The sequence below is a fragment of the Limosilactobacillus fastidiosus genome (assembly GCF_014145505.1).
GTDB lineage: Bacteria > Bacillota > Bacilli > Lactobacillales > Lactobacillaceae > Limosilactobacillus > Limosilactobacillus fastidiosus.
Map to the genome: position 1 here is coordinate 101,338 of NZ_JACIUZ010000011.1, position 22,786 is coordinate 124,123.

The window sequence follows — 22,786 nt, forward strand, 5'->3', positions numbered from 1 at the left end:
ATTCACTCTCCTCAAATTGTATCAGTTGGATCGACACTGGTTTTATGCAGGTATGATGTATCATTCCATTTTTCCAATTCGAAATTTTCAGCATCATCAGTCGTTAAAATAGTTGTTGAGGTATTACTAAGGCCTCCCCGATCTTTAAGGTGGGCCATTGGAGTACCAATTAATGCATTAATACTAGCATTTAGGGCTGCTCCATGCGAAACAATTAAGATTGACCCGTGCGGATCATTACGACAAAATTCTCTAATCGCTGTGCCCATCCGGTTAATAACTTGTTCGAAACTTTCACTTTCTACAATTGTACTATCATACTTATCAGGGTGATGACGGAAGTTTTTAAGTACCTCAGGCCACTTTTTAGCTACTGCATCAAAATGCATTCCCTCCATCTTTCCCAAATTAAATTCTTTTAATCGACTATCAATTGTTAGTGGGACTGGTCGGTTAAGATATTGTAACAATGTCATTGCAGTCACCCGGGCACGCTTCAATGGGCTTGTATATATATGATTAATTGGAACATTATTCAACGATGCAGCAAGCATTTCAATCTCTTCATAACTTTGATCAAGCAATGGAGAATCACCATTTGCCCCTTGGTAACGAGATTCAAGATTCCATTGAGTTTTTCCGTGACGGATTAAATAAACTTTAGTCATACTATTCGACCTTTTTCCTCTATTTTAACAAAATATCGTCATCATGTTTCAAACTTTTCTAAATATATGTATAGGGAAGTCTACCCTATATATTAATAACGGTAACTCCCCTGATTTGCACTAATTTAATTATGTTTTTTAGACGTATTGGCAAAGGCGATCATGATTGTAAGCTCGATCAATAATTGCGCTACCTAGACATTCTTCATCATTATAGAACACTACTGCTTGACCTGGCGTAATTGCTCGTGCTGGATCATCAAAAGTTACGGTTACCATTTGTTCATCTTCAGAAAGGTGAACTGTCACCCCAACATCTTTTTGTCGGTAACGGAACTTTGCAGTACAGTGAAAATCTCGACCATACCGACTTACAACATCATCAACCCAATGGATATCACTCGCTTCCAAGTGAGTTGCATAAAGATGTTCGTTTTCGTATCCTTGACCGACATAAAGAACGTTCTTCTTAATATCCTTGCCAATTACAAACCATGGGGCATTGCTCTTCTTATTTCCCCCAAGGCCAAGGCCCCGACGCTGACCAATAGTGTAATACATTAAGCCCATATGTTGACCGACAACCTTTCCATCGACAGTTTCCATATTTCCAGGTTGGGCCGGAATGTACTGGCTTAAGAATTCACGGAAGTGCCCATCTTCACCAATAAAACAAATTCCAACTGAATCCTTCTTTTTTGCTGTTGCTAAACCTGCCTCTTCAGCAATTTGCCGAATTTCTGGTTTAGTGTAATCAGCTAACGGGAAAAGGACCTTATCCAATTGGTGGTAGTCCAATTGACTTAAGAAGTAAGTTTGATCCTTATTCTGATCCTTAGCCCGCATTAAATGCATTCGTCCATCACTATCACGCTTTAAATCGGCATAGTGACCAGTAGCAACATAGTCAGCACCAAGTTGGTTTGCATAATCAATAAAGGACTTAAACTTAATTTCCTTATTGCAGACTACATCAGGGTTAGGTGTCCGTCCCTTCTGATATTCAGCAATAAAGTATTTAAATACCCGATCCCAGTATTCCTTTTCAAAGTTTACGGAATAATAAGGGATCCCAATCTTAGCAGCTACCTTTGCAACATCCCGGTAATCTTCTGTTGCAGTACAAACACCATTTTCATCTGTATCATCCCAATTTTTCATGAAGACACCAATGACGTCATATCCTTGACGCTTCAATAACAGTGCGGTGACTGAGGAATCTACTCCCCCACTCATTCCTACAACAACTCGCTTACGGCGCTTTTCGGCCATTATATATCACCATCATTTCAAATAGATTCTGGAACAATCTACGATAGAAGGTCGCATGTTACCAGTATGAACTATTGTATCAAAGCTTGCTAATTACTGCACCTATTTAACGTCATTCTTAACAAAGACATCTCGTTGTAACATTTCTTTAAGAATAAAGTGGTATTGTTCAACAAATTCTACAGAACGTTGGTGGTTAAAAATATTAATTTTTCGTGTTCCGTTACCAGTAATCGTTTCCATCTTAAACCCACTTAGGTCACTATTAATTAGGATCCGTAACTTTGCAACTGGGTTAAATGGGTTCTTGGTATCTACACTACCCACATACTCAAAATTGCCCCGCTTAGTTTCTTCAAAGCCCAAATCTATTAATGTGTAACGTTTTATCTTAGGACTTAATGAATAACGGTCAGGATCGCCCTGAAGTTGAATACTTTTTTCAAATTCCATTATTCCTCAACTCCCTTAACTCTTTTAACTTTGTGGACAATTTCTGCAATTGCATCTGCCAACTCTTTAACATCTTCCTCAGTATTCATAATACCGAAACTAATCCGAATTGACTCACTAATCCGTGGACTTTGCTTACCAAACATAGCGGTTAAAACATGTGACGGTTCAATACTTCCGGCTGTACATGCTGAACCACCAGAAACGGCAAAGCCAGCTAAATCGAGATCCGTTTGTAAAACGTACGTTGAAATTCCCTTAATCCAAAGGTTTAACACATGGTTAAGGGAATTTTGATCCAAGCGACCATTAACTTCAAAATCTACTCCAGCATCCGTTAACCGTTGAATAATCACTTGTTTAAAATGAAAATAACGCTCCTGACGTCGTTGCTTTTCTTCCGGAGTATCAATCGAAACAGCCTTAGCAAAAGCAGCAATTGCTGGAACATTTTCCGTTCCCGCACGCCGTTTTGTTTCTTGATCTCCCCCACGAACAAAACTAGGGAAATTGATTCCTTGACGACGATAAAGGAAGCCAATCATCTTTGGTCCATTAAGCTTATGGGCCGAAGTCGAAAGCATATCGATATGATCCGCCTTAACGTCAATTGGTAATAAACCATAAGTTTGGACAGCATCGGTATGAAACCATGCTTGGTGATCTTTTAAAATTTCGCCGATCTCATGAACTGGCATCCGACTACCAACCTCATTATTTCCCATCATAATTGTGACAAGAATTGTATCCTCACGTAAAGCATTTCGAAAATCAGTTAGTGAGATTTCACCATTTTCATCTACAGGCAAGTAAGTTATTTCAAAGCCTAGTGACTCAAGGTAATGTAGCGGTTTTAAAATAGCTTCATGCTCGATCGCGGTAGTAATAATATGTTTCCCTAACTTTTGCCGGGTTAGTGCAGTTTGGATCACAGCTGTGTTATCACTTTCGGTTCCTCCACTAGTAAAGATAATTTCATCTTCACTTGCATTAATACTTTTAGCAATTACCTGCCGACTTTCATCCATCACCAATTTCGATTGACGACCATATGAATAACCAGTTGAAGCATTTCCCCAGCTAGTAGTCATTTGCCTTGTCATTTCATCTATAACTGGCTTTGTCATTGGGGTGGTCGCAGCATTATCAAAATACTTCTCACTCACTTTTTTCACTACTCCTCATTTAAATCATTAAAAAGTTGTAACAGCATTTTTGCGGATCGCTTACCAGCATCGATAATAAATTCATCAAAACTAACCCCCGCATCTTCATCCCCAACGTCAGACATTGCACGAACAACAACATATGGAATACCATGATCAGTAGCAACTTGACCTACGGCAGCCCCCTCCATTTCACTTGATAATGCTTCAGGGAAGTAATGGAGGATCTTTTGAATTGCATCCTTGCTTGCAACAAACTGATCACCAGAAACAATCAGCCCACGTTTAACAGTTAATCCGGTCTTTTCACCAGCTGCTTCAAGAGCCTTTCCCCACTTTTCAGAAGCCTTAAATCGTGGTTCTTTCCCTGGTAACTGACCATATACATAATCAAAGACTCGTGCATCAACATCATGGTATGCAGTCTCACTTGAAATAACAATATCACCAACATGAAGATTTTCACCGATTCCGCCTGCAGAGCCAGAATTAATCACGACATCTGCTCCACAATCAGTAATTAAGTGTTCAGTTGTAATTCCGGCTTCAACCTTACCAATTCCGGATTCAACCAAAGTAACATTCTGGTTATCAATTTGGCCAGAATAGTACTTTTTCCCACCAATCTCCTTAACAGTTTCGTTTTCCAATGCTGCCGTTAATTCCTTGATCTCTTCTGGCATTGCGCAAATAATTCCAAACTTCATACTTTTCATTCCTTACTTTACAAAAAATAAAATTAAATAAACGATAATAATTGCGATCACTAAAGCAACGATTGCAACGTTTAATCGTCGTCGTAACCGGTGCATTTTCTGTTCACTTGTCAACTGTTCTTCCTCAATCTTTTGGGTAGCCCGTGATTGGGAAGAAAACGTTCGGCGTCTTTCTTCACTATCGTCACCCTTACTCTGTTGACGATACTGCTGACGCGTCATCCGTTCACTATTACTATTTTGCGGATCCATACTCACGATTACTCATCCCTTGCCAATAATAGATTGCCATAATTGTCTTGGCATCTTCAATTTCTCCCACATCAATCATCTTCAATGCTTCGTCAAGAGTAACCTTTTCCAATACTAATTGTTCATCACGATCCTGAGGTAACTTTTCCTTCACAGGAGTTAGATCTGTTGCTAAATACAACGTCATAAATTCATCAAGAACTCCAATCGAGGTATAAAATGAGGAAATCTTTTTGATTTTCCCAGCTTCAAAACGGGTTTCCTCATTCAATTCACGCTTGGCTGCATGAAGAGCATCATCACTGTCACGTGAATCTACTTTTCCTGCAGGAATTTCTAAAGTAGTGTTATGAATTGGTGAACGCCATTGCTTCTCCAATATCATTTTGTGGTCATCCGTTAGAGCTAAAATTGCTACCGCTGGAACATGGTGAATAATCTCCCGCTGCGCCTTTAAGCCCTTTGGTGTTTCAACTTCCTCAACGGCAACTTTAATTACTTTTCCATCAAAAACGGTTTTTTCACTTAAGGTTTTTTCTTCAAAATTCATTTTAAAAACCCCGCTTACTTAAGCGTTGAACATGTGCCGCTTGTGATCCACGTTTTCCTTGAACAATTACTAAGGAAACCTGTTCACCTGGAGTTAAGATTCTTAAACCGCGACCATCAATCCCTGTATAGTGAACAAAGATTTCCCCTTCATTAGGAACGTTGATAAATCCCCAACCTTTTTCACGATCAAAACTTTTGACTGTGCCTTGTAACATTAATTTCACCTACAAACAAAAATACCAAGCAACATAAACGTCACTTGGTATTTTACAACGCTAATCAAGGTTTGTCATTGATACACGACTATTTTTCTAAGCCTTCATCAACTGTTTCTGGGAAGTTTTCCCGAACCACCTTAGCACAACGAGCACAAAGGGTTGGATATGCTGAATCTGAACCAATATCTTCCTTCACCATCCGACAACGTTGACAAGTTTCACCTGGGGCAACACTAACCTTAACGGCGACCCCATCGTTATATTGATCGGCATCTTCACCTGCTTCATCAAGAGAATGAAGAACTAATTTTGAAACGCCAAATAATAATTGAACATCTTCATTCAGACTCTCTAATAATTCCTTATTATGGTCATTAACGTAAAGGTCAATCTGTGCTTCTAGTGATTTACCAATCATTTTGACATTCCGCGCTTCTTCAAGACTCTTTAATACATGAGAACGAACTTCCATAAATTCTGACCACTTATCCAGTAAACCATCTTCACCATCAAAGTGACGAACTTCAGGAATCTCCGTTAATTGAACAAAATCTTCAGGTTCATTCATGTAGCTCCAAACTTCTTCAGCCGTATGAGGGAGAATTGGAGTAAGTAACTTAACCATTGTCACTAGGATGTCGTAAAAGACAGTTTGCATAGAACGACGAGTCTGTGAATTCTTTGGTTCAATGTAAAGAACATCCTTAGCAATATTCATATAGAAGGCTGATAAGTCATTATTAACAAAATTAATTAATAACCGGTAAGCATCAAGGAAGTCGTAGTTATCAAAATCAGCCCGCATCTTCTCAAGGAAGTGGTTTAACTTAACCAGCATGTACTGATCAACTGAACTCAAGTATTCATATGAAACTGTATCTTCACTAGCATCAAAATCACTGGTATTGGCAAGTAAGAACCGGAAAGTATTCCGTAGCTTACGGTAAGCCTCGGAGATTTGTTGGAAGGTTCCCATTGAAACCCGAACATCAGCAGAAGTATCAGCACTCATTACCCAAAGACGGATAATTTCAGCACCCATTTGTTGAACAACCTTGTTCGGGTCAATAACATTTCCTTGGGATTTGCTCATCTTATTGCCTCGCTTATCAAGGGTAAATCCTTGAGAAACAATTGACTTGTATGGTGCATGACCTGAGCAAACAACACTAGTAATCAAACTAGAATTAAACCATCCACGGTATTGATCTGAGCCTTCAAGATAAAGATCTGCTGGATATGTTAAGTAATCACGTTCAGTTAACACTCCTTGGTGAGAAGAACCAGAATCAAACCAGACATCCATAATGTCAGTTTCCTTGGTAAACTTTCCATGAGGTGAATGCTCGTTAGTGTAGCCTTCTGGAAGAAGATCCTTTGCATCCCGTTCAAACCAAACGTTAGAACCATACTTTCTAAAGAGATCAGCCACATGGTTAATGGTTTCTTCTTCCATAATTGGTGTCCCATCTTCAGCATAGAAGATTGGGAGAGGAACACCCCAAACACGTTGACGAGAAATTACCCAGTCACCACGGTCTTTGATCATGTTACGCAAACGAACTTTACCCCATTCTGGGTAGTACTTAACGTTTTCCAAAGCATCTAAAATATTTTGGCGCATCTTTTCGATGGAAACAAACCATTGATCCGTTGCCCGGAAAATAATTGGTTTCTTTGTCCGCCAGTCAAATGGGTAGCTGTGCTTTAGTGGTTCTTCAAGGAGGAGAGCATTGTTATCTTCCAACTTTTGAAGCGAAATATCATCAGCCTTTTGATAGAAGACACCATCAAAGTCATCACCATTTTCCTTTGTTAATACCCCTTGATCATTAATAGGAGCAAAAATTGGTAAATCATACTTCTTCCCAAAGTTGTAGTCATCATCACCATAACCTGGGGCAGTATGAACTAATCCAGTACCTGCATCAGCAGTAACGTAGTCTGCCACTCCAACTAATAAATCGCGATTAAGGTATGGGTGTTGAGTAGTTAAACCTTCAAGTTCCTTACCCGCTAAGTGCTTAACTACTTTATAATCTTCCCAGCCAAGCTTTTCAGCTAAACCATCAAGTAAGTCAGTAGCAACAACAAATTGTCGTTCATCATTTGCTGGCTTAATAACAGAATAATCAAACTTAGCATTCACGGCGACCGCTTCTGAAGCTGGAATAGTCCATGGAGTAGTCGTCCAAACTACTAAGTAGGTATTATTATCAAGAACGCCCTTACCATCCTTCACTTGTTCAGCAAAGAAGGCTGTTTTAGCAGTAACATCATGATATTCAACTTCCGCTTCAGCTAATGCTGATTCAGATGACCATGACCAATAAACAGGTTTCTTAGCTTGATAAAGAAGTCCCTTCTTAGCAAATTCACCGAAAACATGAATTTGAGCAGCCTCAAATTCCTTATTCAATGTTAGATATGGGTGATCCCAGTCGGCACTAACACCTAACCGCTTAAAGTCAGTTCGTTGTTTATCAACTTGTTCCAAAGCGTATTTTCGACAAAGATCACGGAACTCAGTTAAACTCATCTTTTTCCGGTCATAACCAGCCTTAGTCAATTGGTGTTCGATCGGTAACCCGTGAGTATCCCATCCTGGAACATATGGTGACCGGTACCCACTCATTGATTTATAACGAACGATAAAGTCCTTTGAAATCTTATTCATGGCGTGGCCAATATGAATATTACCGTTGGCGTATGGAGGACCATCATGAAGAATAAACGTTGGTTTCCCCTCATTTAATTTTTGCCGTAATTCATATACTTTATTTTCTTCCCAGACACTTTCACGTTGTGCTTCTGTGACTGGTAATTTCCCGCGCATTGGGAATTTGGTTTTACCCAAATTTAAGGTATCTTTAACCCGCATATGCAATTTCTCCTTCCATCTTTTTTATAATTAGTAAATAAAAAAACTTCATCCCTAATTGGGACGAAGTTTTTTCGTGGTACCACCCGTTTTCAGGATATTTGACTTTCCAAATACCCCCTCAATCATTGATTAACGGTAATGAACCGATCTAACTTAAAAATATCAGCTAGATTACTCAGGACCGATCAAGCAACGCAGTACTAAATGTTAGCCTCACACCTTTTGCTAACTCGCTGAACCGTTCGTGCCTTGCTAATGCCCATCAACGTTTTACTAATTATTTCTATTTAATTTTCAACAACTAGTTATTATCCGGGAAGACAACAACCGTATCTCCCTCATCTTGATTACTAGACTTTGTAGAAGCAGAATCAATACTTGTAGACGATGAAGCTTCACTACCTTGTGCCAGCATCGAATTAAGATCGGTTGTAGAATTGAGAGATACTGTTTTCGCTGAATCAGTGGACACGTTTTCAGTATTCTCCTCTGGTTGAACCCCAGCCTCAAGATCTGATGTAGCAACTGATTCTGAATTCTCACTTTCTTCAATTGCAACACTTTCTGAAGTAACTTCTGTAGAGCCAAGTGTGCTTTCCGGTTCAAAATTACTAGTTGTAATTGAGGTTGATTCTACACTCTCACCCGAATTATTGTCAAGACGAGTTCCTAAAATATTTTGAATTTCACCATATTTGTTAATATCATCATTAGCTAATAGCTTATCCCATTCAGCACTCTTAACAACTTCCAACTGTGACTCAAGCATTACCTGTAAACGTTGACGGAAGATTCGGGTTTGTTTCTTTAGATCACTGGTCTCAGTGGTTAACTTACGAGTTCCTTCTGCAGTATCTTCAACGATTTGATTAGCTTTTTCATTAGCAGTTGAAACAATATCAGTTGCTTGCTTTTGTGCTTCACGAACCATAATATCCGCTTCACGTTTAGCATTATTTTTTACCTTATCCGCGGCTTCCTGAGCAACTAAGATTGACTTATTCAATGAGTCTTTTAACTCACTAAAGTACTTTAACTTACTTTCATAGGCCTTTACTTTTTCCTGTAATGTCCGATTCTGTTCAGTTAATTCTTGAACTGTTTTTGCGACCTCCTTAATGAAGTCGTTCACTTCAGTTGGATTATAACCGCGCATCTTAGTATTAAATTGAATTTGATTAATTTCGTCTACAGTTAAACTCATCAGTTTTTCCTCCATCATGTGATCTTAATTAAGCATGAATTATTGATAAGGTAATTCGGTGCTTATTTTTCCTAGTAACGTTCCCAATTTGATCTATTCGCAAACGCCCCGCATGCCTTACGGATAACATATCATGCTCACCAACTAGGTAATCCGGCTTTTGCATCATTTCCCAATTAATTTGAACAAACCCGTGTTCCAACAATTGTTTTGCCCGATTACGAGAATAATTGAATCCAGCAGCAATTATTGAATCAATTCTTAACGATGAAACTGTTGTTGTTAATTGTTCCCAATCATCTTCTGGCTCGATTAATTGTGCAAAAGAGATTAGATTCCACTTAACCTTAATCTTACCAACATGATCAATGCGCTCACGTACAAAACGAGCCATTTGATTAGTTACTACTACTTGCCACTGACTCCCATCAGTAACAATATCTCCGAACGTCGCCCGCTCCAATCCTTCACCTAATAGCGTACCCATTATCTGCCGATGGTGTAACTCAGCAAATTTTTGTGGGTATATAACTTCCAGACAAGTTATTTCAAAATCCTCTGCTTTGGGCTCATAGTAAGGGGGAAAGAAGAGTACCCGCTTCATTTCCGCATTTTGCCAGCCTCCAACCGATGTCATCTTAACATCCTCATTACCATTAACAAGTGTTTGGGCAATATATCGCTGTCGTGGGTTAAGAAATGGCGTAAGTACAGGACGATATTGATCCCCAGCTTGGACTAGCCAATCGTTAATTTGATCAATAATTGGTCCTTCATCAGTCCGGAAATGTTGTTTTATATTTAATTCATCCATTTTTCCTCAAAGCATTATGGTAATTGCTTTCAAACCATATTGAACAAGATAAAGGACAAAGATCGCAATAATTGGCGAAAAATTGATTCCTCCTAGTAGTGGGATAAAATCAAACCACCTCATGTAAGGTTCTACCAACTGATTAACAATCTCGCCTAAACGACTTCCCCGTGCATTCGGAAACCACGATAATAAGCACCAAATGACAATCACCAAAATATAAATATCAATTAGTTGATAAATTACCCAGGCTAAAAAATTAATAATTGCCATTGTAAGCTCCCTTTATATTAAATCTTATCTGTATCATTCTTGAGGTTATCAGACAAGTTACCAGAAACCTCAAAATTCTTTGGTGTACAAAGGAAAATCTCTTTTCCAATCCGTTTAATATCACCACTAATCGCAAATACGGTTCCATTCAAGAAATCGACAATTCGACTCGCTACTTTTGCATCCATCTGGGAAAAGTTAACAATTACTGCCCGATCATTTAATAATTGATCGGCAATCTGTTTAACATCCGCATAAAGTCGTGGCTCATAAAGGGCAATCTTACTTGAACGTTGGCGAATACTATTCATTGAAACGACTTTATTATTATCATTTTGTGAAACTGGTGCTTGTTCATCATAGTATTCATCTTGATTATCAGAATCACTGTCACTGAAGAGACTCTTAAAAAGGTTAGTTGCCATCTTGTTTCCTCTTACTTTCCTAGAATTGCGAAATGGGAGATGCCCTAAAACAGTGCCTCTCCCCATCACTAGCTATAATTATTGACGACGGTTCTTAAAGAATGGTGGCGTTGACAAATTATCATCGTCATCATCAGTTGCAGCAGAGTCATCGTTAAAGACGTTAAATTCTGGCTTCTTAACATGCGAGAACTCATTATCTGTCTTTTCGTTTGAATCATCAATTCCTGCAGTTGGATCATTCCAACCATCAAATGGATCTTCAGAACTAGTAGTCTCCTTTGGCTTGCTATCTTCATTCTTTGGTTCATCACTTACAGGAACTACATGTTGCGCCTTCTGAGCTTCTTTGCTCTTCTTAGCGTCAATCCCTGTAGCAATTACAGTAACCCGTACTTCATCACCAAGAGATTCATTTAATGACATCCCAAATGAAATATCAACGTTCGTACCAGCTGCCTGCTTAATTACATCAGAAGCTTCTTGAGCTTCAAACATTGAAAGATCTTTACCACCAGTAATATCCATTAACACATGTTGAGCTCCAGAAATTGAAACTTCAAGAAGTGGTGATGAGATAGCCTTCTTAGTTGCTTCGGTAGCACGGTTCTCGCCAGTTGCACTACCAACACCCATCAAAGCAGAACCTTGATTAGACATTAAGGTCTTAATATCAGCAAAGTCCAAATTGATATAACCTGGAGTAACAATTAAATCAGAAATCCCTTGCACACCTTGACGAAGAACATTATCTGCTTCCTTGAACGCCTCCATCATTGGGGTCTTTTTATCAATCATTTCTAATAAACGATTATTAGCAACAATGATTAAAGTATCAACATTTGCCTTTAACTTAGCTAACCCTTCACTAGCAAACTTATCACGCCGAGGACCTTCAAAAGTAAATGGACGGGTGACAACACCAACCGTTAATGCACCACTATCCTTAGCAATTTTGGCAACAACAGGTGCAGCACCAGTACCAGTACCACCACCCATTCCAGCAGTAATAAAGACCATATCTGAACCTTCAAGTGCTTTTTGAATCTGTTCTTCACTTTCTTCAGCTGCTTTATCACCAACCTCAGGGTTAGAACCAGCACCAAGTCCCTTAGTCAATTTAGGACCTAATTGGATCTTTGTCTGTGCCTGAGAAGCGTTCAGCGCTTGGAGGTCAGTATTAGCAACGATAAAATCGACACCCTGAACTTTTTCAGTAATCATTCGATTTACGGCATTACCGCCACCACCTCCGACACCAATAACTTTAATCTTAGCTCCGGCAAATTGGTTCTCCATTGAATTCTCGTTATCCATTCGACACCCTCCGTTAATTATTAATCAAATAAATTATTGAAAAGGCTCTTAAATTTACTGCTAAATGAGCCATCTTTCTTTTTTGTAGTCTGTTCTTGGTTAGTACGTTTTTGCACGGAATTATTACTATCCTCAATTGAACGTTGACTCTGAGGTTCACGATTACCAGCATTAGTATCTGGTGTAGTCTTTCCGAAGTCAGCTTCTTGAACTACTTGTTTAATTAATCGATCAATTCCGGATAACCGATCCTCATAAAGTGCAAGTGCATAACTAATGGCGAAACGCGGATGACGAATTCCCATCTGTTCAGGAACAAATACTTTTACATTTCCAGAAAAGTATTGTTTAGCCAACGCTCTAATACCTGGTAAGGCAGCAACGCCACCGATCAAAATCACACCACCTGGCAATTCAGGAGCATTAATTCGGTCAAGCTGGCGAGCAATCCGGTCAAAAATTTGCCGAATCCGTGCCTCAATAACTTCTGAAAGATATTTTTCACTATATTGAACCGGCTTATCTTGACCAACAACTGTAACGTCAATTTGAACATCATCATCAGCCTGCGTACTATCAGCAAATCCATGATCCCGTTTGAGTTGTTCAGCATTCTTCAGGGAAGTATTTAATACTGTTGAAATATCCTTGGTAATATATTGACCACCTTCAGGATCTACATAACTATACTTTAGTTGGTGATCATGAATGATACTTGTCGTTGTCTGACCGCCACCAAGATCGATGACCAATGTTCCAAAGTCCTGTTCACCATCATTAAGTAGGTTAAAACCAGTAGCAATTGGCGTAACTACAAAATCCCGGACTGTATAACCGGCTTGTTGAATTGCCTTTTTTGCATTATGCACAATCGTCTTTGGACCAGTATAAAGAGTTCCTTTCATTTCAAGGCGAACCCCTACCATTCCACGCGGATCTTTTATTCCATCGAAGCCATCAACAGTAAACTCAGTCGGAACTAAATCAATTACTGTTCTCTCAGGCGGAATACTTTGTGTTAACGCTTCTCGTGCTAAATCTAAGACATCTTGATCAACGATTTCACGTGATTGACCATTATTAGCAATGGTAATCATTCCATGAACTCGTTGCATTTGTAAATAGTTTGCTGGCAACCCAACAATTACTTCTTTAATGTCTATATTGGACTTTTCCTCTGCCTGAGCAATGGCACTTGAAATTGCACGAGCGGTTTTATCAATATCAACTATTACACCACGACTCATTCCGGCCGCTGGTTCAACACCGACACCAATAACTCTAATTTGCCCTTTTACATTTTCACATACTAATGCTTTTATCGAGGTGGTTCCAATATCTAACCCAACATAAACCTCAGAATTATCCATTGAGAGGAACCTCCTAAATTTTTTACACTAAATTAATATTTTTATTTATTAATCTAAACTAGATTTTACCACAGTTAATCACTTGAAAAAAAAGATCTTCGCGAGTTTTTTCATAAGATTATTTACTTTTTTCTCCATAATCATATGAATAAGCACCCACTCGAAGGTCAATAACCCCTTGTCCCTTCATCTTAGTTAGAATTGATGGATAATATTTCATCTTATCACCAACATTTGTCAATGTCGCTTTAACAGTATTTCCATCTTTCATATAGAGGATCACTTGATGGGGAGACTCTTTTGTTGGTTGATACTTAATGGAGGAAATCCCGTGATAAATTACCGGCTTTAATTTTCCAAGCTGTTGACCAAGAATTTCAAGCTGCTGACGGTGATTTTCAAACCCCTGAAAATCAATATTTGTATTTTGTGCTGTTGTTAACTGCAACTGCCCGTTTGATAATACAGCATATTTTTGCTTGCCAACTTGTGCCTCACCTAATAAACGATTTTCCGTAATCGCAATATGAACGCTTTGAGGACCGCGAAGACTAACTTCAAGTGTTTTAACCTGTGGATTCGTGATCTTAGCCTCATGTTCTAAGTGATTTTGACCTAACCAGGCAGTCCAAATTAGCCTTCCTGGACGAATCGTAGATGCATTTTCAACTTCTTTATCTGTTAATTCGTTATTCCCACTGATTGTAATATTAGTGATCTTACTTATCGGTAGAATGATATAAATCATTACTAACAGAATAATTCCAAAAAGCCACATTAACGCACTAATTCTTTTTTTACTAGAATTCCGACGATGCTGTTTTATCCCAACAACCTTACTTCCAATTGGTTGATGTGCTTTTTGTGCAGAAAAATTCTGCCTTTCCAGATGCGCTAAACGCTGAGAATAACGACGATGCTCTGGAATAGAAGTGCCTCTCGTCATTTCATCCACCAACTAATGCTCGTTAATTGCTTCATGGAGAACAGAAATTAATTCATCAGCAGCCTGAGGATGACCAACTTTACGAGATGCATTTGCCATTTTATCACGAAGTTTTTGGTTTTCCATAATTTTATCCGCTTGAAGTAGTAACGCCCTACTATCTAACTTGTCCTCAGTAATCATGACCGCAGCATTTTTCCGGACTAACGATTGAGCATTCTTTACTTGGTGGTTAGCAGTTACGTATGGACTCGGAATTAGGATTGTGGGTACTCCTAATGCAGTTACTTCCGCAATCGTAGTAGCTCCCGCGCGGGAAACTAATGCAGCTATTTTAGGCATTTTTGCCGGCATATCCTTAATATACGGAACAACTTTAATATTTTCTCCAATTTTCATTCTTTGCAACTGCTTTTGGACGTTATCATATCGCTTTTGCCCCGTAGCAAAGATCACTTGGTAGGAACGCTTACTAAATTCCGGAATTGCATCCACAACTGTCGAATTAATTTTTGGTGCGCCTTGACTTCCACCAAAAATCATCAAAGTTGGAACACCATCTTTTAACCCATACTCTTCCCAAGAAAAGCTACTAGCAGTTTGAGAAGCAACTTGTTGAGCTCGCGGGTTACCAGTCAGCGTTACTTTTTCTTTTGGAAACTGGCTGCGAGCCGCTTCAAACGCAATTGCGATCTGATCCACATACCGACTTAAGAATTTATTTGTTATCCCGACAACACTATTTTGTTCATGAATCACTGTTGGAATATGCTGCTTAGCTGCAGCATAAAGGACCGCACCACTCACATAACCACCAGTCCCTAAAACAACGTCCGGTTTAAAATCACGAATAATCTTTTTTGCATGGTGAACAGAACGAAGAAAAAGATAGACGGTCTTAAAGTTTTCTAATGAAAGTGACCGCTTAAAACCCTGCATTTGCATTGTTTCAAGCTTAATTCCTGCATCTGGAACGATTTTATTTTCAAGTCCCCGAGTCGTCCCAACATAAAGAACCTCTGTATTTGGTTCTACCTGTCTTAACCGCTCAATCAATGCTAATGCCGGATAAATATGACCACCAGTGCCGCCGCCAGAAACAAGTAACCGCATATTATTTCTCCTCCTGTTCTTTAATTAACGTATTAACAGCTTCAATGAATTTATCACCGCGAACCTCAAAGCTCGGGAACTGATCCCAACTAGCATTAGCAGGAGACAGCAAAATAACATCTCCCGGCTCACTAACCTTCCAAGCTTCTGGAACGGCAGTAATTGCATTTTCACTTTCAATTATTGTTGGAATTTGAGCTTGCTCAGCAGCATCTTTCATTTTATCTTTACACTGTCCAAAAACAACGATCGCTTTAACATGCTTTTTAAAATATGGAACTAGGCGTTCAAAGGTATAGCCACGATCTAACCCACCAGCTAATAAGATAACTGGTTGTTCAAACCCCTGAAGTGCTACCTCGGTTGCTTCAATGTCAGTTGACTTAGAATCATTGTAAAATCGTCGTTCCTCATAATCTGTTACGTATTGAAGACGATGACGAACTCCACTAAAGCTTGTCAAAACATCAATAATTTCCTGATTAGCAACCCCGCTTAATTTAGCGGCAGCAATTGCAGCTAAAGCATTTTCCACATTTTGAGGACCAATCAGACGAATATCCTTAGCGTCCATAATGTATTCACCACGCCAATAAATCTTACCATTCTCCTCATAAGAACCCTTATGACTTTTATTTTGTCGTGAAAAAGGAACGATCGTTGCTCGGGAACGCTGTGCAATTTTTTGCCATTCATCGCGATCCCAATTCACAATTAAGTAATCATCACTAGTTTGGTTACGGGTGATATTTAACTTAGCATTAATATAGTTTTCACGTGTTTTATGGTAATCAAGGTGGTTAGAGAAAATATTAGTAATAATTGCAATATGTGGATGAATAGTTGGAGTTCCTAGTAACTGAAAGCTTGAAAGTTCAGTAACTAACGTATCATCTGGTCCTAATTCAGCAGCTACTTTGCTAAAGGAAACCCCAATATTACCAGCATATTTAACCCGATGAGAGTTATTCTTTGCAATCATTAATTGCGTCAAGGTTGTTGTTGTCGTCTTCCCATTACTCCCAGTGACACTCACGAGGTGTCCTTCAAAAATCTGCCAGCCTAACTCTGCTTCAGTAATAATCGGTGTCTTTTTTTCCACAAACTTAGCTACTAATGGATTATCATAAGGAATTCCCGGATTCTTTACCACAACATCAAAGTTGTCTTCCGCAAGACTAAGCGGATTAGAACCAGTAAGCACTTTAATTCCATCATTTTCAAGTTTTTCAATAATTGAAGGATCCTTAGGGGTTGCCTGATCATTAGCAACAACCTCAGCACCTAATTTTCTTAACAGGTATGCCGCGTTTAACCCACTAATTCCAAAGCCCATTACAAGGACTTTTTTATTATTATAGTTTGTTACTTTCTTCATTTCTCTTTCCACCTAGCTTAGATTAAATATTAAAAATTAAAATACTTGCCACTGCAATAATCGAAGCAATTAACCCAACACACCAGAAGACGATATCAATCTTCCATTCACTCCATCCACAAAGTTCAAAGTGGTGATGGATCGGGGTCATCTTAAAGATCCGCTTCCCAGTAAGCTTAAATGATGCTACTTGCATAATTACACTAGCAGTTTCACAGACATAAACGATCCCAATTACCAATAGTGACCATTCATGATGAAGTAGTAATGAAACAGCAGCTAACGAGGCTCCAATGGCTAATGAACCCATATCACCCATAAAAATCTTAGCGGGCTTGTGATTATAAGGGAAGAAGCCACACAAAGTTCCAATCATCGCTAAACAAAACAAGGCAATTTCCGCATAACCAGGTTGATTAATGTTTACAAGGGCAATAATAAGGTAAGCCAAGAATGAAATAATTGATAATCCACTGACTAAACCATCTAAACCATCAGTTAAATTGACAGCATTTGAAAAACCAACAATCCAAAAAATAATAAACAGTCCATACCACCAACCAACTTGACTAGTACCAAAACCCATTTGGAAGCCTTCATGCTGATAAATTACTGTAAAAACCATTGCTGCAATAACCTGACATAAAGCCTTTTGCCATGCTTTGAAGCCTTCATTTTGGTGGTGAAAAATCTTTATACTGTCGTCCCACATTCCAATTAGTCCATAAACCACCAGAACAAACAAGAGGGCCCACATAGTATTAGTTAACATTCCCATGAAACCGCCAACCAGTAAAACGGTAATAACAGCTGAAATTATAAAAAGAAATCCTCCCATAGTAGGTGTTCCTGCTTTTTTCGCATGCCACTTAGGCCCTTCTTTACGAATCTGCTGCCCCTCTTTTTTAGCACGGAAATACCGAATTAAAGAAGGCATTAATAGAAAAGTGATTAAAAATGAACAAACTAATGTTATTACAATACTAAGAAAATTCATGTTTTCCTCCTAATTAATGTCGAGAAGAATACTCGACAGTCAATGTTGATGACTTTTTCACACTATCATTTGGCTTAATACTTTGCTTAGTAACATAGCCAGACCCATTTTCTTTTAACTTGATCCCCATCATTCGGGAAAGTATCTGGACATCATCAGAACTCCAATTATTAATATCGGGCATTTTGTATTCTCCCCCGGTATCCAAAATAATACGTTGGTTAATCAGAGAAGATTGCCCTTTCGCAATCGATTGCTTTTCAACACTATGTCCAGAACCAATTACAACTGGAACAAGATGTTTTTTATTAAGTTCATCACTTGCCTCTTGAGGTGACTGGTTCACAACATCTGGAACTTTAACAATCCCCGAATTCTTTTGTTTAGTACTCTTTTGACGACTTAAAATAAATTTCATCGTTGGGTTAAAGACTTCTGCAATCATTTTTGTTGCCGGTTTACTAAGATTATGTGGTTTTCTTAGCGTCACGTACATTACATAACGTGGATTGTTTGCCGGGGCAATTCCAACAAACGAGTAAAGATAATTACTATCCCCATTGCTATATCCACCAGCACCACCAATTTGTGCGGTTGCTGTTTTACCAGCTATCTTATAACCGTCAATTTGATAATCATGTCCGAGACCCTTTTTATCGTAAATAACCCCTTCCATCATTTTAACTACCTTTTTGGAAGTCGAAGCTTTGATTGGCTGCCCGACTTGTTTAGGTTTTACCCTCTGAATAGTTTTTCCTTCGTTATTAGTTACCTTATCAATAATATATGGCTTCATCATTTTACCGTTATTGGCAATTGCGCTAAAGCCCTGCATCATCTGCATAGCGTTAACAGTAATTCCTTGACCAAAAGCAGTATTAGCCTGCTGCAGAATTCCCTTAAAGGCACTATAACCGCTTACTTCACCATCCATCCCTTCAACATTAACCTTATTAAACATCCCAAAACGGGTTAAGTATTTTTTCCAAGTTTTTGCCCCCATATTCTGTTCAACATGAGCAAAACCAACGTTACTTGAAAGATCAAAGGCATCCTTATAAGAAATTATTCCCCAACCAGACGTTTGCCAATCAGTAACTTTCCCGCCACCGATTTGCCAAGTACCAGAATCAAAGGTTGCATTCGGGTCGAAATGACCAGAATCAATTGCCGCACTTAGGGCAAATGTCTTCATTGTTGAACCAGGCTCATAAACATCTTGAACTAGCATATTTCGCCAAACAGGATCTTTCTTCGAACGGAGTGTCGGTCGTTGAGAAGCGGCAATAATTTTGCCAGTTTTGGCATCCATCACAACCGCGATCATCGATTCTGCCTTTGATTCCTTAAAGACTTTGGTTAACTTATTTTCCATAATATGTTGAACCTTAGCATCAAGCGTTGTATAGACATTATCACCGTTCACTGCTTTTTTTACCACTTGGTTACTATTAGCTAAGCTATATCCATAGACGTCTCGTTTATCCTGACGCAGGCCATTCTTTCCAGTTAACTTCTTATTAAAGTACTTCTCCAGGCCAATTTGACCAACTAATGTCATCTGACCAGTTTCTTTATTGGTAACTCGTGGTGTCGCCATTCCAATAATTTGAGAGGCAAATTCGCCTTCTGGATAAGAACGGGCAGGGGTTGCAATAAAGCCAATTCCAGGTAGTTTTTCCGCCTTAATTTGTTGCATCTTGGCAACTGATAGGTTAGCCCCAGCACTTCCAAACTCAACTTGATAGGACTGTCCTTTTTTTGAAAGAGTCTTTAAAATTTGAGATTTTGGTATATCAATATATTTGGCAAGAATTTTAGCAGTCCGCTGTTTGTTTTTTACATAGAGTGGCTTACCATCTGCGGAATGCTGACTCTTATCTAAAACTGCATAAAGAGTATACCTACTTGTATCTGTTGCAAGGACTGAACCATGCTGGTCATAGATATCGCCACGTTTAGCAAGAATTGTTCTTTTCTGCGTATAAATTTGTTCGGCTTGAGAACGAAGATTAACATGCTGGACATCCTTTGTAATCGCTATATACGCAAAACGAACGATAAATAACGTAAACATTGCAACCACAATTATAAAGAGCCACTTACCAAAAGTTTCTCTGTTGCTACTATTTCCGTTATTTTTCGTTCGTTGAGTCATCTTATTCATTATTTATTAACGTTCCTTACGTTTGAATTATGATCCACTAATCCATATTTCTTAGCGGCTGATCTTAATTGAGATTGGCTCGTCATTTCAGCAATTGCCTGCCGATGACTGTCATTATCATTTTTGGCTTGATATACCTTTGTCTGTAAGTCTTGCAATTGATGTTGACGAGTATTAATGGTAATTTTCGTTGATAAAAGCGAAATGGTTAAACATAAGGTTAAAATACTGCAAACTGCCACTAGTCCACGTTCAAGATTTGACCAAGCAACTGTTTTTACAGCAGGGTCTAATTGTTGACGCCCTTGTGTACCGGGATCCGTCATTCTCGGCTGATCCCGATAAATCTTTTTTGCAGTATTTGAAACCATTTTTTATCACTTTCCTTTTATGTTTTTATTTTTTTATTCTTTCAATTACCCTTAATTTAGCACTATGAGCACGATGATTATGAGCCAATTCTGCATCACTTGGGAGGATTGGCTTCTTATTAATCAACTTGTACTTTGGTTGCATCTCTGGTGGAATAACCGGTAATCCCGGTGGTAATTCGTCTGCCAATGAGACTTTCTCATGGAACATCGTTTTAACCAACCGATCTTCTAATGATTGAAATGTAATCACGCTAATCCGTCCACCAACATTAAGCATTTCAAGCGCCTGTTCTAAAGAATCCTCTAATGCTCCCAATTCATCATTAACCGCAATCCTAATCGCTTGAAAAGTCTTCTTTGCTGGGTGACCCCCATGTCGTCGTACAGCAGCTGGAATTGCTTCTTTAATAACATCAACAAGCTCAAAAGTTGTTTTAATCGGCTTACTTTCTCTTCGTCGCTCTATTTTTCGCGCAATCTGTTTAGCAAATCGTTCTTCACCATAGCGATAAAGAATTTTAACTAATTTTTCATATGACCATTCATTAACAATATTCATGGCAGAAAGTGATTGTTGTTGGTTCATCCGCATATCTAGTGGTGCATCTAATTTATAGCTAAAGCCACGTTGTGCATCATCAAACTGTGGAGATGAAACCCCTAAATCATAAACAATCCCATCAACCGCTTGAACTCCATTCTGTAATAACGCACTTTTTAAATTTCGAAAATTATCTTCGATTAAGATTGAACGTCCATCATCAATAAATTTTTTTAGATGTTGTTGATTATAATCAATTGCCGTTTGATCCTGATCAAACGAATATAGGTGTCCTGTCGTTAACTTACTAAGAATGGCGGCACTATGACCGCCTCCACCTAGTGTTGCATCAACATAGGTCCCCTCTGGATGGATATTTAGACCAGCAACAGCTTCGTTTAATAATACTGTTACGTGTTTAAATTCTGTCATCTAAAATCCTCCATTAAAAATCAATATTCAAATCTTCAGCGATCTGATCAAAATCATCTTCCGTGGTATCCGTAAATTGCGCCCATTTTTCTGCACTCCAAATTTCAAGTCGGTTAGCAACGCCTACCACAACACACTTTTTTTCTAGTTGAGCATGTTGGCAAAGAGTATCCGGCAAATTAATCCGACCTTGTTTATCAAATTCACAATCAGTTGCCGCAGAATATAAAAAGCGAACAAACGCCCGTGCATCACGCTTAGTCAGTGGTAATGCCTTTAATTTTTCTTGCAATTGTTCCCATTCATTAAGCGGGTAACCAAATAGACACCCATCTAAGCCACGAGTGACAATAAAGTGAGTGCCCAATAATTCACGAAATTTTGCAGGGATAATCAAACGGCCTTTACTATCGATCGAGTGAGTATATTCGCCCATGAACATTAGCTTTGCCTCCCTACAACCACTTTATAGGTAAAGTCTACCACAATCCCCCACTTTCCACCATAAAATTTCAAAAATAATCGTTAATAATAAAAAAGATTAACAAGATTGCACTTATGTGAGTAAGTACATCCTGCTAATCAACATTTTCTATTACCAATGTTATATCAACGGTAGATTTTGACAAAATAGCGAAATGATAAACGTAATCGTTGCAATAATTACAGATAATCGCCAAAAGACTGACCAATAACGCCGATAGATAAACTCATTATAATGAATTGTTTGGCCGATAATTAAAACGATTGCAATAATCATCCAAGCAGCAATCGGGTAGGCCATCCAATAAAGGCTATCAATATTATAAATACTCAATAGCCACAAAATAATTGTCCAAATAATTGGGCTATGTTTATGATGACGTTGATAATGCTCATGACGAAAAACCTTGCTAAGTAATAATTCTACAAGCCAAACAATTATCAGTAATATAACCTGAAGAAATGCTATTCGATAATCCATATTTAGTTCCAACTACTCCTGACTAATATTTACAATCATTAGTTTAGCACAGACTATTGAGATTGTTTGAAATCACATCCTAAAATGATGTAGACTGTTACTACTATCAATTCATCAACGAAGGGCGGTAAAAAGATGCAACGAAAAAAGAAAACTCGTTTTCAAAAAATCACAATGGTTGCAGTTTGGTTGATGCTAATTGCCATGCTTGGCTCACTAATTTTTGGAGCAATCGCATCATTGGGTGTTATGTAGTTTATTATTAATAAAAGGCGCGGAAGATTAGTATT

General features: G+C 38.5%; 24 protein-coding genes, 1 pseudogene and 1 other annotated feature. Of the genes and pseudogenes, 1 reads left to right on the forward strand and 24 read right to left on the reverse strand.

Features of this window, described 5'->3' with window-relative positions; translation table 11 throughout:
• Positions 1 to 11: 11 nt before the first annotated feature.
• From H5R64_RS00755 to H5R64_RS00870, 24 genes and pseudogenes are all read right to left on the reverse strand, one after another.
• Entirely contained in the window at positions 12 to 668 is a 657-nt protein-coding gene (locus H5R64_RS00755; RefSeq protein ID WP_182579965.1) for a histidine phosphatase family protein, read from the reverse strand.
• Positions 669 to 806: 138 nt separating this feature from the next.
• Complete coding sequence (mnmA, locus tag H5R64_RS00760) at positions 807 to 1,940, reverse strand: tRNA 2-thiouridine(34) synthase MnmA (protein ID WP_182579967.1); 1,134 nt, start codon at positions 1,938 to 1,940, stop codon at positions 807 to 809.
• A gap of 102 nt (positions 1,941 to 2,042) precedes the next feature.
• On the reverse strand, positions 2,043 to 2,393 hold the full coding sequence (locus tag H5R64_RS00765; protein ID WP_182579969.1) for a cysteine desulfurase: 351 nt from the start codon (positions 2,391 to 2,393) through the stop codon (positions 2,043 to 2,045).
• Positions 2,393 to 3,559, reverse strand: a complete 1,167-nt coding sequence (locus tag H5R64_RS00770; RefSeq protein WP_182579971.1) for a cysteine desulfurase family protein — start codon at positions 3,557 to 3,559, stop codon at positions 2,393 to 2,395. Before H5R64_RS00770 ends, H5R64_RS00765 begins: the two co-directional genes overlap by 1 nt.
• Before the next feature lie 8 nt (positions 3,560 to 3,567).
• Positions 3,568 to 4,266: a 5'-methylthioadenosine/adenosylhomocysteine nucleosidase gene (locus H5R64_RS00775; RefSeq protein WP_182579973.1), complete on the reverse strand. Its 699-nt coding sequence runs from the start codon at positions 4,264 to 4,266 to the stop codon at positions 3,568 to 3,570.
• Between the two features lie 12 nt (positions 4,267 to 4,278).
• Positions 4,279 to 4,527 (reverse strand): hypothetical protein, encoded by a 249-nt coding sequence (locus tag H5R64_RS00780; protein ID WP_182580071.1) that lies wholly within the window; start codon positions 4,525 to 4,527, stop codon positions 4,279 to 4,281.
• The gene (locus H5R64_RS00785) at positions 4,511 to 5,077 is read right to left on the reverse strand and encodes an NUDIX hydrolase (protein ID WP_182579975.1); all 567 of its coding nucleotides are present in this window, start codon (positions 5,075 to 5,077) and stop codon (positions 4,511 to 4,513) included. Before H5R64_RS00785 ends, H5R64_RS00780 begins: the two co-directional genes overlap by 17 nt.
• Before the next feature lies 1 nt (position 5,078).
• Positions 5,079 to 5,294, reverse strand: coding sequence for a cold-shock protein (locus H5R64_RS00790; RefSeq protein WP_182579977.1), 216 nt, complete (start codon positions 5,292 to 5,294; stop codon positions 5,079 to 5,081).
• Between the two features lie 88 nt (positions 5,295 to 5,382).
• Positions 5,383 to 8,178, reverse strand: coding sequence for an isoleucine--tRNA ligase (gene ileS / locus H5R64_RS00795; RefSeq protein ID WP_182579978.1), 2,796 nt, complete (start codon positions 8,176 to 8,178; stop codon positions 5,383 to 5,385).
• A gap of 56 nt (positions 8,179 to 8,234) precedes the next feature.
• Positions 8,235 to 8,456, reverse strand: a binding site (T-box leader).
• Positions 8,457 to 8,796: 340 nt separating this feature from the next.
• Positions 8,797 to 9,385: pseudogene (locus H5R64_RS08580) on the reverse strand (DivIVA domain-containing protein); the annotation flags it as partial.
• A 28-nt stretch (positions 9,386 to 9,413) separates the two neighbouring features.
• Positions 9,414 to 10,199, reverse strand: a complete 786-nt coding sequence (locus H5R64_RS00805) for a YlmH family RNA-binding protein (protein WP_182579981.1) — start codon at positions 10,197 to 10,199, stop codon at positions 9,414 to 9,416.
• Positions 10,200 to 10,205: 6 nt separating this feature from the next.
• Positions 10,206 to 10,472: a YggT family protein gene (locus tag H5R64_RS00810; RefSeq protein ID WP_220476638.1), complete on the reverse strand. Its 267-nt coding sequence runs from the start codon at positions 10,470 to 10,472 to the stop codon at positions 10,206 to 10,208.
• A 17-nt stretch (positions 10,473 to 10,489) separates the two neighbouring features.
• On the reverse strand, positions 10,490 to 10,897 hold the full coding sequence (locus H5R64_RS00815) for a cell division protein SepF (protein ID WP_182579982.1): 408 nt from the start codon (positions 10,895 to 10,897) through the stop codon (positions 10,490 to 10,492).
• Between the two features lie 78 nt (positions 10,898 to 10,975).
• Positions 10,976 to 12,214: a cell division protein FtsZ gene (gene ftsZ, locus H5R64_RS00820; protein ID WP_182579983.1), complete on the reverse strand. Its 1,239-nt coding sequence runs from the start codon at positions 12,212 to 12,214 to the stop codon at positions 10,976 to 10,978.
• 20 nt (positions 12,215 to 12,234) lie between these two features.
• Positions 12,235 to 13,584, reverse strand: a complete 1,350-nt coding sequence (gene ftsA / locus H5R64_RS00825; RefSeq protein ID WP_182579984.1) for a cell division protein FtsA — start codon at positions 13,582 to 13,584, stop codon at positions 12,235 to 12,237.
• Positions 13,585 to 13,702: 118 nt separating this feature from the next.
• The gene (locus tag H5R64_RS00830) at positions 13,703 to 14,530 is read right to left on the reverse strand and encodes a cell division protein FtsQ/DivIB (protein WP_231797887.1); all 828 of its coding nucleotides are present in this window, start codon (positions 14,528 to 14,530) and stop codon (positions 13,703 to 13,705) included.
• Positions 14,531 to 14,542: 12 nt separating this feature from the next.
• Positions 14,543 to 15,643 carry an undecaprenyldiphospho-muramoylpentapeptide beta-N-acetylglucosaminyltransferase gene (gene murG, locus H5R64_RS00835; RefSeq protein ID WP_182579986.1) on the reverse strand — a complete coding sequence of 367 codons (1,101 nt, stop codon included), beginning with the start codon at positions 15,641 to 15,643 and terminating at the stop codon, positions 14,543 to 14,545.
• Position 15,644: 1 nt separating this feature from the next.
• Positions 15,645 to 17,021 carry a UDP-N-acetylmuramoyl-L-alanine--D-glutamate ligase gene (murD, locus tag H5R64_RS00840; RefSeq protein WP_182579987.1) on the reverse strand — a complete coding sequence of 459 codons (1,377 nt, stop codon included), beginning with the start codon at positions 17,019 to 17,021 and terminating at the stop codon, positions 15,645 to 15,647.
• Between the two features lie 22 nt (positions 17,022 to 17,043).
• A complete protein-coding gene (gene mraY, locus H5R64_RS00845) occupies positions 17,044 to 18,018 on the reverse strand; it encodes a phospho-N-acetylmuramoyl-pentapeptide-transferase (RefSeq protein WP_182582539.1) in 975 nt (324 codons plus the stop codon).
• 13 nt (positions 18,019 to 18,031) lie between these two features.
• Positions 18,032 to 20,185, reverse strand: a complete 2,154-nt coding sequence (locus H5R64_RS00850; RefSeq protein ID WP_182579989.1) for a penicillin-binding protein — start codon at positions 20,183 to 20,185, stop codon at positions 18,032 to 18,034.
• Positions 20,185 to 20,556, reverse strand: a complete 372-nt coding sequence (locus H5R64_RS00855; protein ID WP_182579991.1) for a cell division protein FtsL — start codon at positions 20,554 to 20,556, stop codon at positions 20,185 to 20,187. Before H5R64_RS00855 ends, H5R64_RS00850 begins: the two co-directional genes overlap by 1 nt.
• A gap of 25 nt (positions 20,557 to 20,581) precedes the next feature.
• Complete coding sequence (gene rsmH, locus H5R64_RS00860) at positions 20,582 to 21,532, reverse strand: 16S rRNA (cytosine(1402)-N(4))-methyltransferase RsmH (RefSeq protein ID WP_182579993.1); 951 nt, start codon at positions 21,530 to 21,532, stop codon at positions 20,582 to 20,584.
• A 13-nt stretch (positions 21,533 to 21,545) separates the two neighbouring features.
• Complete coding sequence (mraZ, locus tag H5R64_RS00865) at positions 21,546 to 21,974, reverse strand: division/cell wall cluster transcriptional repressor MraZ (RefSeq protein ID WP_182579995.1); 429 nt, start codon at positions 21,972 to 21,974, stop codon at positions 21,546 to 21,548.
• 162 nt (positions 21,975 to 22,136) lie between these two features.
• On the reverse strand, positions 22,137 to 22,496 hold the full coding sequence (locus H5R64_RS00870) for a DUF3397 family protein (protein WP_182579996.1): 360 nt from the start codon (positions 22,494 to 22,496) through the stop codon (positions 22,137 to 22,139).
• Positions 22,497 to 22,631: 135 nt separating this feature from the next.
• On the opposite strand from H5R64_RS00870, the gene H5R64_RS00875 reads away from it, so the two are divergent.
• Positions 22,632 to 22,751 carry a DUF4044 domain-containing protein gene (locus H5R64_RS00875; protein WP_182579998.1) on the forward strand — a complete coding sequence of 40 codons (120 nt, stop codon included), beginning with the start codon at positions 22,632 to 22,634 and terminating at the stop codon, positions 22,749 to 22,751.
• The last annotated feature ends 35 nt before the right edge of the window (positions 22,752 to 22,786 follow it).